The organism is Mesorhizobium sp. 8 (assembly GCF_006351905.1).
Lineage (GTDB): Bacteria > Pseudomonadota > Alphaproteobacteria > Rhizobiales > Rhizobiaceae > Mesorhizobium > Mesorhizobium composti.
Genome location: NZ_CP040914.1, coordinates 1,187,730 through 1,199,541, shown reverse-complemented (window position 1 = coordinate 1,199,541; position 11,812 = coordinate 1,187,730). Strand labels below are relative to the sequence as shown.

At 64.5% G+C, this 11,812-nt stretch carries 10 protein-coding genes; all 10 read left to right on the top strand.

All coding sequences use genetic code 11. The features are described from left to right. The 10 genes from nuoF (at position 1) to nuoN (ending at position 11,807) form a co-directional block, all read left to right on the top strand. On the top strand, positions 1 to 1,305 hold the full coding sequence (nuoF, locus tag FGU64_RS05635) for an NADH-quinone oxidoreductase subunit NuoF (protein ID WP_139951226.1): 1,305 nt from the start codon (positions 1 to 3) through the stop codon (positions 1,303 to 1,305). A 7-nt stretch (positions 1,306 to 1,312) separates the two neighbouring features. Then, complete coding sequence (locus FGU64_RS05630) at positions 1,313 to 1,966, top strand: NADH-ubiquinone dehydrogenase (protein ID WP_139951225.1); 654 nt, start codon at positions 1,313 to 1,315, stop codon at positions 1,964 to 1,966. Between the two features lie 69 nt (positions 1,967 to 2,035). Next, positions 2,036 to 4,117, top strand: a complete 2,082-nt coding sequence (nuoG, locus tag FGU64_RS05625) for an NADH-quinone oxidoreductase subunit NuoG (RefSeq protein ID WP_139951224.1) — start codon at positions 2,036 to 2,038, stop codon at positions 4,115 to 4,117. Positions 4,118 to 4,135: 18 nt separating this feature from the next. After that, on the top strand, positions 4,136 to 5,182 hold the full coding sequence (gene nuoH / locus FGU64_RS05620; RefSeq protein ID WP_136353121.1) for an NADH-quinone oxidoreductase subunit NuoH: 1,047 nt from the start codon (positions 4,136 to 4,138) through the stop codon (positions 5,180 to 5,182). Further along, a complete protein-coding gene (gene nuoI, locus FGU64_RS05615; protein ID WP_136353124.1) occupies positions 5,182 to 5,673 on the top strand; it encodes an NADH-quinone oxidoreductase subunit NuoI in 492 nt (163 codons plus the stop codon). The genes nuoH and nuoI overlap by 1 nt, the downstream gene beginning before the upstream one ends. Positions 5,674 to 5,938: 265 nt before the next feature. Next, a complete protein-coding gene (locus FGU64_RS05610; RefSeq protein ID WP_136353126.1) occupies positions 5,939 to 6,559 on the top strand; it encodes an NADH-quinone oxidoreductase subunit J in 621 nt (206 codons plus the stop codon). 2 nt (positions 6,560 to 6,561) lie between these two features. Further along, on the top strand, positions 6,562 to 6,870 hold the full coding sequence (nuoK, locus tag FGU64_RS05605) for an NADH-quinone oxidoreductase subunit NuoK (protein ID WP_136353127.1): 309 nt from the start codon (positions 6,562 to 6,564) through the stop codon (positions 6,868 to 6,870). A 10-nt stretch (positions 6,871 to 6,880) separates the two neighbouring features. Beyond that, positions 6,881 to 8,854 carry an NADH-quinone oxidoreductase subunit L gene (gene nuoL / locus FGU64_RS05600; RefSeq protein ID WP_139951223.1) on the top strand — a complete coding sequence of 658 codons (1,974 nt, stop codon included), beginning with the start codon at positions 6,881 to 6,883 and terminating at the stop codon, positions 8,852 to 8,854. Continuing rightward, positions 8,854 to 10,359: an NADH-quinone oxidoreductase subunit M gene (locus FGU64_RS05595; protein WP_139951222.1), complete on the top strand. Its 1,506-nt coding sequence runs from the start codon at positions 8,854 to 8,856 to the stop codon at positions 10,357 to 10,359. The genes nuoL and FGU64_RS05595 overlap by 1 nt, the downstream gene beginning before the upstream one ends. An 11-nt stretch (positions 10,360 to 10,370) precedes the next feature. Beyond that, the gene (gene nuoN, locus FGU64_RS05590; RefSeq protein ID WP_139951221.1) at positions 10,371 to 11,807 is read left to right on the top strand and encodes an NADH-quinone oxidoreductase subunit NuoN; all 1,437 of its coding nucleotides are present in this window, start codon (positions 10,371 to 10,373) and stop codon (positions 11,805 to 11,807) included. Positions 11,808 to 11,812 lie beyond the last annotated feature (5 nt).

Sequence of the window (11,812 nt, the reverse complement as noted above, 5' to 3'; positions counted from 1 at the left end):
ATGCTTGCAGACAAGGATCGCATCTTCACCAACATCTACGGCCGCTTCGACAAGTCGTTGCAGGGCGCGATGGCGCGCGGCTGCTGGGACGGCACCAAGGGCATCATCGACAAGGGCCGCGACTGGATCATCAACGAGATGAAGGCGTCGGGCCTGCGCGGGCGCGGCGGCGCCGGTTTCCCGACCGGTTTGAAATGGTCGTTCATGCCCAAGCAGAGCGACGGACGCCCCAGCTACCTGGTCGTCAACGCCGACGAGTCGGAACCCGGAACCTGCAAGGATCGCGACATCATGCGTCACGATCCTCACACGCTGGTCGAAGGCTGCCTGCTGGCCGGCTTCGCCATGGGCGCGGTGGCGGCCTACATCTATGTGCGCGGCGAGTTCATCCGCGAGCGCGAGGCTTTGCAGCGCGCCATCGACGAAGCCTATGACGCAAAGCTGATCGGCAGGAACAACGTCAACGGCTACGATTTCGAGATCTACGTCCATCACGGCGCCGGCGCCTATATCTGCGGCGAGGAAACCGCGCTGCTGGAAAGCCTGGAGGGCAAGAAGGGCCAGCCGCGGCTGAAGCCGCCGTTTCCGGCCAATGTCGGCCTCTATGGCTGCCCGACGACGGTCAACAATGTCGAATCCATCGCCGTCGCCCCGACCATCCTGCGCCGAGGTGCTGCCTGGTTCTCGTCCATCGGCCGGCCGAACAATGTGGGGACAAAACTGTTCATGCTGGTCGGCCACGTCAACACGCCCTGCGTGGTGGAAGAGGCGATGGGCACGACCTTCCGCGAGCTGGTGGAGAAGCACGGCGGCGGCGTTCGCGGCGGCTGGGACAACCTGCTCGCCGTCATTCCCGGCGGCGCTTCCTGCCCGGTGGTGAAAGGCCCTGATATCCTCGACGCGCCGATGGATTTCGACGGCATGCGCGAGCTGAAGTCCTCCTTCGGCACGGCGGCGATGATCATCATGGACAAGTCCACCGACATCGTGAAGGCGATCGCGCGGCTGTCCTACTTCTTCAAGCACGAGAGCTGCGGCCAGTGCACGCCGTGCCGCGAGGGCACCGGCTGGATGTGGCGGGTCATGGAGCGGCTGGTGCGCGGCGAGGCGCAGAAGCGCGAGATCGACATGCTGCTCGACGTCACCAAGCAGATCGAGGGCCACACCATCTGCGCGCTGGGCGACGCGGCGGCGTGGCCGATCCAGGGCCTGATCCGCAATTTCCGCCCGGAGATCGAGCGGCGCATCGACGAGTTCACGCGCAACGCCCACAACGTCCAGCCCGTGCTGGCGGCGGCGGAGTGAGGCAACCATGAGCAAGCCCATCAGGAAGGAGATGCCGCAGGAGATGGCCAGCGCCGTCAACCTGATGGCGCATCCGCTGGCGGGTGCGGCGGCGCTGTCGGCCATCGGTTTCGGCGTCGCCAGCCAGGCGCTCGGCATGTGGGTCGGTGCGGTTGCCGGCGCCACCGAAGCGTCCGGGCGGCTGTTGCAGGCGGCCTTCGAGGACAATGCGAAGGCGGAGCGGTCGGTGGCCGCGGCCAAGGTCAGGGCGCGTGCGAAAAGCGTGATGGAACAGGCGCAGACCGTCGCCTGCGAGGTCAACGAGGCGGCCACTCGCACGGTCGTCGAACAGGCTGCCGTCGAAAGCGTGTCCAAGCCGGCCGCTGCGGCGCCGAAGCCGGTTTCCGTTGCCGCACCGCAGGCGGGTGCGCCCGTGAAGCGCAAGCAGCCGAAGGCGATCGCGAAGCCTGAGATACCGGACGACCTGAAGGCGATTTCCGGCATCGGGCCGAAGCTGGAGCAGGTGCTGAACGGGCTGGGTATCTGGACCTATCGGCAGGTCGCGGCATGGTCCGGGCAGGAGATCGCCTGGGTGGACGAGCACCTGGGCTTCAACGGCCGGATCGGGCGCGACGACTGGACGGGGCAGGCCGCCGATCTGGCGGGCCGCGCCACGGGATGATGAACGAAATACGGGCGGTTTCGGCCGCTTTCGGACAAGAGTTGCGGTTTTCCGCAGGGGTTTAGGCGAATGGCAAAGCTAAAGGTCGACGGGAAAGAGATCGAAGTCCCCGATCACTACACGCTGTTGCAGGCGGCGGAGGCGGCCGGCGCGGAAGTGCCGCGCTTCTGCTTCCACGAACGGCTGTCGATCGCCGGCAACTGCCGCATGTGCCTGGTCGAGGTGAAGGGTGGTCCGCCGAAGCCGCAGGCGTCCTGCGCCATGGGCGTGCGGGATCTGCGCCCCGGCCCGAACGGCGAGCCGCCGGAAATGCTGACCAATTCGCCGATGGTGAAGAAGGCGCGCGAAGGGGTGATGGAGTTCCTGCTCATCAATCATCCGCTCGACTGCCCGATCTGCGACCAGGGCGGCGAATGCGACCTGCAGGACCAGGCGATGGCCTTCGGCGTCGATTCTTCGCGCTTCCACGAGAACAAGCGCGCCGTCGAGGACAAGTATATCGGCCCGCTGGTCAAGACGATCATGACGCGCTGCATCCACTGCACGCGCTGCGTCCGCTTCACCACGGAAGTGGCCGGCATTTCCGAACTCGGCCTGATCGGCCGCGGCGAGGATGCCGAGATCACCACCTATCTCGAACAGGCGATGACGTCGGAACTCCAGGGCAACGTCATCGACCTCTGCCCGGTCGGTGCGTTGACGTCGAAGCCGTTCGCCTTCACGGCGCGGCCGTGGGAGCTGAACAAGACCGAATCCATCGACGTGATGGACGCGGTCGGCTCGGCCATCCGCGTCGATACACGTGGCCGCGAGGTCATGCGCGTCATGCCGCGCAACAACGACCAGGTGAACGAGGAGTGGATCTCGGACAAGACGCGCTTCATCTGGGACGGCTTGCGCACGCAGCGCCTCGACCGGCCCTATGTGCGCAAGGGCGGCAAGCTCGCGCCGGCAAGCTGGAGCGAAGCCTTCGCCGCGATCAAGGATGCGGTCGGCAAGGCCGCGCCTGAGAAGATCGGCGCCATCGCCGGCGACCTCGCGGCCGTCGAGGAAATGTATGCGCTGAAGCTGCTGGTTTCCTCGCTGGGTTCGGCCAACGTCGACTGCCGGCAGGATGGTGCGGCGCTGGATCCGGCGCTGGGCCGCGGCAGCTACATCTTCAATTCCACCATCGAGGGCATCGAGCAGACGGACGCCATCCTCATCGTCGGCGCAAATCCGCGTTTCGAGGCCTCGGTGCTGAACGCGCGCATCCGCAAACGCTTCCGCGCCGGCCCGCTGCCGATCGGCGTGATCGGCGAGATGGGCGACCTGCGCTACGATTACGAGGCGCTGGGCGCCGGACCGGAGACGCTGAAGGATCTCGCCGGCGGCAATGGCAAGTTCTTCGACAAGCTGAAGAAGGCCGAAAAGCCGCTCGTCATCGTCGGGCAAGGGGCACTCGGGCGGTCGGACGGCGCGACCGTTCTCGGGCTGGCGGCGAAGCTTGCCTCTGCGGTCGGCGCGATCAAGGACGGCTGGAACGGTTTTGCCGTGCTGCATAACGCGGCGGCGCGCGTCGGCGGCCTCGACATCGGCTTCGTGCCGGGCGAGGGCGGCGAGGACGTGGCTGGCATGATGGCCGACAGCGACGTGCTGTTCCTGCTCGGCGCCGACGAGCTGGACATGAGCAAGGTCTCTGCCGGCTGCGTCGTCTATATCGGCACGCATGGCGACGCCGGCGCACACCGCGCCGACGTCATCCTGCCGGCCTCGGCCTATACCGAGAAGTCGGGCACCTACGTCAACACGGAAGGGCGCGTGCAGATGACCAACCGCGCCGGCTTCGCGCCGGGCGAGGCGCGCGAGGACTGGGCGATCATCCGCGCGCTGTCGGACGTGCTGGGCAAGAAGCTGCCGTTCGATTCGCTGGCGCAGTTGCGCGCCAAGCTCTACGGCGAGGTTCCGCATCTGGCCCGCATCGACCGGATCGAGGCCGGAAGCGCCGACGACGTGGCGAAGGCTGCGAAGCTCGGCGGGCGGTTGGCCAAGGGCCCATTCGTGTCGCCGGTACGCGACTTCTACCTCACCAACCCGATCGCGCGGGCATCCGCGGTGATGGCGGAGTGCTCGGCTCTCGCCAAGGGCGGCTTCAAACAGGCGGCGGAATAGGGCAGGCGGCGGAATAAGATGGAAGATTTCTTCGCAACTTACGTGCTGCCGGCGCTGATCATCCTGATCAAGTCCGTCGCGCTGATCGTCATCCTCCTGATCGGCGTCGCCTACATCCTCTACGCCGACCGCAAGATCTGGGCGGCGGTGCAGTTGCGTCGCGGCCCCAACGTGGTCGGGCCGTGGGGGGCGTTCCAGGCTTTCGCCGACCTGTTCAAGTTCGTCTTCAAGGAGCCGGTCATTCCGTCGGGCGCCAACAAGGGCGTGTTCCTGCTGGCGCCGCTGGTCTCGGCGGTGCTGGCGATCTCGGCCTGGGCGGTCATTCCCGTCAGCGAGAACTGGGCGATCGCCAACATCAATGTCGGCATCCTCTACGTCTTCGCCATCTCCTCGCTGGAGGTCTACGGCGTCATCATGGGCGGCTGGGCGTCGAACTCGAAATATCCGTTCCTCGGCGCGCTGCGCTCGGCGGCGCAGATGGTCTCCTACGAAGTCTCGATCGGCTTCGTCATCGTCACCGTGCTGCTTTGCGTCGGCTCGCTCAACCTGTCCGACATCGTGCTGTCGCAAAAGGACGGGCTGGGCACGCATCTCGGCCTGCCGGTCAACACGCTGCTCGACTGGCACTGGCTCGGCCTGTTCCCGATGTTCATCATCTTCATGATCTCGGGCATGGCGGAGACCAACCGCCCGCCCTTCGACCTGGTCGAGGCCGAATCGGAACTCGTCGCCGGCCACATGGTTGAGTATTCCTCGACGCCGTTCCTGCTGTTCTTCCTTGGCGAATACGTCGCGGTGGTGCTGATGTGCGCGCTCACCACCATCCTGTTCCTCGGCGGCTGGCTGCCGCCGGTGGACGTGGCGCCTTTCACCTGGGTGCCGGGGGTGATCTGGTTCGTGCTCAAGCTGTGCTTCGTCTTCTTCATCTTCTCGATGGCGAAGGCGGTGCTGCCGCGCTACCGCTACGACCAGCTGATGCGGCTGGGCTGGAAGGTCTTCCTGCCGATCTCGCTGTTCATGGTCGTGGCCACCGCCGCCTTCCTCAAGCTTACGGGACTTGCCTGATGGGTGTTCTGTCACAAGCCGCCAAGTCGCTCCTGCTCAAGGACATCGTCATCGGCTACGTGCTGGGCGTGCGCCAGTTCCTGGCGCCGAAGGAGACGATCAACTATCCGCACGAGAAGGGGCCGATCAGCCCGCGCTTTCGTGGCGAGCATGCGCTGCGCCGCTATCCCAACGGCGAGGAGCGCTGCATCGCCTGCAAGCTGTGCGAGGCGATCTGCCCGGCGCAGGCCATCACCATCGAGGCCGGCCCGCGCCGCAACGACGGCACGCGCCGCACCGTGCGCTACGACATCGACATGGTGAAGTGCATCTATTGCGGCTTCTGCCAGGAAGCGTGTCCGGTGGATGCCATCGTGGAAGGCCCGAATTTCGAGTTCGCGACGGAAACGCGCGAGGAACTCTACTACGACAAGGACAAGCTGCTCGCCAACGGCGACCGGTGGGAGCGCGAGATCGCGCGCAACATGGAACTGGACGCGCCGTACAGGTGAAGGATTTCTTCTCCCCGTTTACGGGAAGAGGATGCCGGCAGGCAGGTGAGGGGCGGGATAAACTTGTCCAAGTGCGGCGTTGCCCCTCATCCGGCCCTTCGGGCCACCTTCTCCCCGTAAACGGGGAGAAGGAAGACAGGAAACATGGACGTGCCACGAAGGCTCGTCTAAGGAACACGCGATTTCGCCCGGAGGCGGGACGGAGTCGGACGGGACCGGATGCCGAAGCGCCTGGTCCGTCACAAAAGGAACCGGGGACAGACCCATGTTGAACGGACTAGAGGCAGCCTTCTTCTACCTCTTTGCCTTCATCGCGGTGGCGGCGGCCTTCATGGTCATCTCCTCGCGCAATCCTGTGCATTCGGTGCTGTTCCTCATCCTCACCTTCTTCAACGCGGCGGGGCTGTTCCTGCTCACCGGCGCCGAGTTCCTGGCGATGATCCTGCTGGTCGTCTACGTCGGCGCGGTGATGGTGCTGTTCCTGTTCGTCGTCATGATGCTCGACGTCGACTTCGCCGAACTGAAAAGCGGCGCGCTGCAATATGCGCCGATCGGCGCGCTGGTCGGGCTGATCCTGGTCGGCGAACTGCTGGTGGTCGTCGGCGGCTACACCTTCGCGCCGGAATTGGCAGCGACGGCGGCGCATCCGATCCCGGACCTTCTGGCGCGCTCCAACACGGCGGCGCTCGGCGACATCATCTACACCGACTACCTCTATTATTTCCAGATTTGCGGCATGGTGCTCCTGGTGGCGATGATCGGCGCCATCGTGCTGACGCTGCGCCACAAGCCGAACGTCAAGCGGCAGTCGATCGCGGAACAGGTTTCCCGCACGCCGGCCACGGCAATCGAAATCCGCAAGGTCAAGACGGGCGAGGGGATCTGAAGATGGTTGTCGGCATCGCGCATTTTCTCACCGTCTCGGCGATCCTGTTCACGCTCGGCGTGTTCGGCATCTTCCTGAACCGCAAGAACGTCATCGTCATGCTGATGTCGATCGAACTGATCCTGCTGTCGGTCAACATCAACTTCGTCGCCTTCTCGGCGGCGCTCGGCGACCTCGTCGGCCAGGTCTTCACGCTGTTCGTGCTGACGGTGGCGGCGGCGGAAGCGGCGATCGGGCTCGCCATCCTGGTGGTGTTCTTCCGCAACCGCGGCACCATCGCGGTCGAAGACGTGAACATGATGAAGGGCTGAGGGACGTTTCATGTATCAGGCCATCGTCTTCCTTCCCCTCATCGGCTTCCTGGTCGTCGGGCTGTTCGGCAATTCGCTGGGCGCCAAGGCGTCGGAGTTCATAACCTCCGGCCTGCTGGTCATTTCGGCGGTGCTTTCGTGGGTCGCCTTCTTCACCGTCGCTTTCGGCGACGGCGAGGTCTTCACCGTGCCGGTGCTGCGCTGGATCCAGTCCGGCGGAATCGATACGTCGTGGGCGCTGCGCATCGACACGCTGACGGTGGTGATGCTGGTGGTGGTCAACACCGTGTCGTCGCTGGTGCACATCTATTCCATCGGCTACATGCACCACGATCCGAACCGGCCGCGCTTCTTCGCGTACCTTTCGCTGTTCACCTTCGCCATGCTGATGCTGGTGACGGCCGACAACCTGATCCAGATGTTCTTCGGCTGGGAGGGTGTGGGCCTGGCGTCCTACCTGCTGATCGGTTTCTGGTACAAGAAGCCGTCGGCCAATGCCGCCGCTATCAAGGCCTTCGTCGTCAACCGCGTCGGCGATTTCGGCTTCATCCTCGGCATCTTCGGCGTGTTCGTGCTGTTCGGCTCGGTCAATCTCACCACGATCTTCGCCAATGCCGCGAGCTATCTCCCGGCCGAGGGCGCTCCGGAAGGGGCGGCGGTGCTGACCTTCCTCGGCTATGCGCTGGACAAGGGTGCGGCGATGACGGTCGTGTGCCTGCTCCTGTTCATGGGCGCCATGGGCAAGTCGGCGCAGGTGCCGCTGCACACCTGGCTGCCGGACGCCATGGAAGGCCCGACGCCTGTTTCGGCGCTGATCCACGCCGCCACCATGGTGACGGCCGGCGTGTTCATGCTGGCGCGCCTGTCGCCACTGTTCGAGCTATCGCACACGGCGCTGACGGTCGTCACCTTCATCGGCGCCATCACCGCCTTCTTCGCCGCCACCGTCGGCCTGGTGCAGAACGACATCAAGCGCGTCATCGCCTATTCGACCTGCTCGCAGCTCGGCTACATGTTCGTGGCGCTCGGCGTCGGCGCCTATGGCGCGGCGATCTTCCACCTGTTCACGCACGCCTTCTTCAAGGCGCTCTTGTTTCTCGGCTCCGGCTCGGTCATCCACGCCATGTCGGACGAGCAGGACATGCGCAAGATGGGCGGCATCCGCAAGCTGATCCCCAACACCTACTGGATGATGGTGATCGGCACGCTGGCGCTGACCGGCGTTGGCATCCCGATGACGCTGGTGGGCTTCGCCGGCTTCTTCTCCAAGGACGCGATCATCGAGGCCTCCTTCGTCGGCGAGAACGCCGTGGCGACCTTCGCCTTCGTGCTGCTAGTCATCGGCGCCGCCTTCACCTCCTTCTATTCCTGGCGGCTGATCTTCATGACCTTCCACGGTGAGCCGCGCGCCAGCCACGAGGTGATGCACCATGTGCATGAATCGCCGCCGGTGATGCTGGTGCCGCTCTACGTGCTGGCCGCCGGCGCGATCTTCGCGGGCGTGCTGTTCTCCACCTATTTCGTCGGCGAGGGCTATGAGCACTTCTGGAAGGCGGCGCTGTTCACGGGGCCTGACAACCATGTACTGCACGAAATGCACGGCGTGCCGCTGTGGGTGAAGCTGGCGCCGATCGTCGTCACCGTTCTCGGTTTCCTGGTCGCCTGGCAGTTCTATATCCGCAAGCCTGCGCTGCCGGCCGAAGTGGCGGGACGTCATCGCGGCCTCTACGCCTTCCTGCTCAACAAGTGGTACTTCGACGAGGTCTACGACTTCCTGTTCGTGCGCTTCGCCAAGTGGCTCGGCTACACGCTGTGGAAGAAGGGCGACGGCGCCGTCATCGACGGCCTCGGCCCCGACGGCGTGTCGGCGCGCGTCATCGATGTCACCAACCGCGTGGTCAAGCTGCAGACCGGCTACCTCTACCACTACGCCTTCGCCATGCTGATCGGCGTTGCCGCTCTCGTCACCTGGATGATGCTCTGATGACCGACTGGCCAATCCTTTCAACGGTCACGTTCCTGCCGCTGGTCGGTGTGCTGCTCATCCTGTTCGTGCGGGACGAGAGCGAGAATGCGCGCAGGAACATCCGCATGATCGCGCTGTGGACGACGATCATCACCTTCGTCATCTCGATCTTCATCTGGACCGGATTCGATAATAGCCAAGCCGGCTTCCAGTTCGTAGAGAAGCGCGGCTGGCTGGATTCGGGCATTTCCTATCACATGGGCGTCGACGGCATCTCGATGCTGTTCGTCATCCTTACCACCTTCCTGATGCCGCTGTGCATCCTCGCTTCGTGGGAATCGATCCAGAAGCGGGTGAAGGCCTACATGATTGCCTTCCTCGTCCTCGAGACGCTGATGATCGGCGTGTTCTGCGCGCTCGACATCGTTTTGTTCTACGTCTTCTTCGAGGCCGGCCTGATCCCGATGTTCATCATCATCGGCGTGTGGGGCGGCAAGCGGCGCGTCTACGCCTCGTTCAAATTCTTCCTCTACACGCTGCTCGGCTCGGTGCTGATGTTGCTCGCCATCATGGCGATGTTCTTCCAGTCCGGCACCACCGACATCCCGACGCTTCTGGCGCATGATTTCCCGGCCTCGATGCAGACATGGCTGTGGCTGGCCTTCTTCGCCTCCTTCGCGGTGAAGATGCCGATGTGGCCGGTGCATACCTGGCTGCCGGACGCGCACGTCGAGGCGCCGACGGCGGGCTCGGTCATCCTGGCCGGCATCCTGTTGAAGATGGGCGGCTACGGCTTCCTGCGCTTCTCGCTGCCGATGTTCCCGGACGCCTCCGCCTATTTCGCCCCCTTCGTCTTCACGCTGTCGGTCGTCGCCATCATCTACACCTCGCTGGTGGCGCTGATGCAGGAGGACATGAAGAAGCTGATCGCCTATTCCTCCGTCGCCCATATGGGCTTCGTGACGATGGGCATCTTCGCCATGAACCAGGAGGGCATCCAGGGTTCGCTGTTCCAGATGCTGTCGCACGGCCTCGTCTCGGGCGCGCTGTTCCTGTGCGTCGGCGTCATCTACGACCGGCTGCACACGCGTGAGATCGATGCCTATGGCGGGCTGGTCAACAACATGCCGAAATACGCCGTCGTCTTCCTGATCTTCACCATGGCCAATGTCGGCCTGCCGGGCACGTCCGGCTTCGTCGGCGAGTTCCTGACGATGCTCGGCGCCTTCCGGGCCAACACCTGGGTGGCCGTCTTCGCCGCCACCGGCGTCATCCTGTCGGCCGCCTATGCTCTGTGGCTCTACCGCAAGATCATCTTCGGCGCGCTGGTCAAGGACAGCCTGAAGGCCATGCTCGACCTGTCGACGCGCGAGAAGGCGATCCTCTATCCGCTGGTCGTTCTGATCATCTTCTTCGGCGTCTATCCCGCACCGGTGTTCGATGCGACCGCCCAGTCGGTCAAGGCACTCGTCACCGACGTCACCGCTTCCATCGGCTCCGCGCAGACCGCGGCGGCGAACTGATCGAGAGAACCATGACGCCGGACCTTTATTCCAGCCTTTCGCTCTCCACGCCGGAACTGATCCTCGCGGTCGGCGCCATGGTGCTCTTGATGATCGGCGCCTATTCGCGCGAGGGTGCCAGCACGCTCGTCACCGGCCTCGCGGTGGTCGTGCTCGCCATCGCCGGCGGCTGGATGCTGTTGTCCGGTGCGCGTGGCAGCGCCTATGGCGGCGCCTACGTGCAGGACGACTTCGCCCTGTTCATGAAGACGGTGACGCTGCTCGGCTCGGCGGTGACGCTGGTCATGTCGGCCGGCTACGCCAAGGCGCAGCGCTACGCCAATTTCGAGTATCCGGTGCTGGTGACGCTGTCGACGCTCGGCATGATGCTGATGATCTCGGCTAACAGCACGATCTCGCTCTATCTCGGTTTCGAGTTGCAATCGTTGGCGCTCTATGTCGTGGCCGCGATCAATCGCGAGAGCGCCCGCTCCAGCGAGGCGGGCCTGAAGTACTTCGTGCTCGGCGCGCTCGGCACCGGCATGATGCTCTACGGCATCTCGCTCACCTACGGCTATACGGGCAGCGTCGACTTCAGCAAGATCGCGGCCGCCGTCAGCGGCTCCGAGCGTCAGCTCGGCGTGCTGTTCGGGCTGGTCTTCATCCTCGCCGGCCTGACCTTCAAGATCTCGGCCGTGCCGTTCCATATGTGGACGCCGGACGTCTATGAGGGCGCGCCGACGCCGGTGACGGCCTTCTTCGCCGTGGCGCCGAAGGTGGCGACGATGGCGCTGATCCTGCGCGTGACGATGGACGCGTTCCATCCGGCCGCCGCCGACTGGCAGCAGGTCATCGTCTTCATCTCCATCGCCTCTATGGCGCTCGGCTCCTTCGCGGCGATCGGCCAGCGCAACTTCAAGCGGCTGATGGCCTATTCCTCCATCGGCCATATGGGCTTCTGTCTCGTCGGGCTGGCGGCCAACAGCCAGGAGGGCGTGCGCGGCGTCGCCATCTACATGCTGATCTACGTCGCCACGACGCTCGGCGCCTTCGCCTTCATCCTCGCCATGCGGCGCAACGACAATCAGGTCGAGAGCATCGACGATCTTGCCGGCATCGCCGGCACCAATCCGGTGATGGCGACGATCCTGACCATCCTTTTGTTCTCGCTCGCCGGCATCCCGCCGCTCGCCGGTTTCTGGGCGAAGTGGTACGTCTTCCTTGCCGCCATCAATGCCGGGCTCTATCCGCTCGCCATCATCGGCGTGCTGACCTCTGTTGTGGCGGCGTTCTACTATCTGCGCATCATCAAGATCATGTGGTTCGACGAGCCGGCCGGCGGCTTTCAGCCGATGGCGGGAGAACTGCGCGTGATCCTCGGCCTGTCCGGTGCCTTCGTGCTGTTCTACGTGCTGATCGGCGGCCCCATCGCCGGCTACGCCGAGGCTGCGGCGAAGACGTTCTTCTAGAGCGG

Coding starts and splice junctions, on each gene's coding strand:
- nuoF (WP_139951226.1), top strand. CDS start 1: ATGCTTGCAGACAAGGATCGCATCTTCACCAACATCTACGGCCGCTTC.
- FGU64_RS05630 (WP_139951225.1), top strand. CDS start 1,313: ATGAGCAAGCCCATCAGGAAGGAGATGCCGCAGGAGATGGCCAGCGCC.
- nuoG (WP_139951224.1), top strand. CDS start 2,036: ATGGCAAAGCTAAAGGTCGACGGGAAAGAGATCGAAGTCCCCGATCAC.
- nuoH (WP_136353121.1), top strand. CDS start 4,136: ATGGAAGATTTCTTCGCAACTTACGTGCTGCCGGCGCTGATCATCCTG.
- nuoI (WP_136353124.1), top strand. CDS start 5,182: ATGGGTGTTCTGTCACAAGCCGCCAAGTCGCTCCTGCTCAAGGACATC.
- FGU64_RS05610 (WP_136353126.1), top strand. CDS start 5,939: ATGTTGAACGGACTAGAGGCAGCCTTCTTCTACCTCTTTGCCTTCATC.
- nuoK (WP_136353127.1), top strand. CDS start 6,562: ATGGTTGTCGGCATCGCGCATTTTCTCACCGTCTCGGCGATCCTGTTC.
- nuoL (WP_139951223.1), top strand. CDS start 6,881: ATGTATCAGGCCATCGTCTTCCTTCCCCTCATCGGCTTCCTGGTCGTC.
- FGU64_RS05595 (WP_139951222.1), top strand. CDS start 8,854: ATGACCGACTGGCCAATCCTTTCAACGGTCACGTTCCTGCCGCTGGTC.
- nuoN (WP_139951221.1), top strand. CDS start 10,371: ATGACGCCGGACCTTTATTCCAGCCTTTCGCTCTCCACGCCGGAACTG.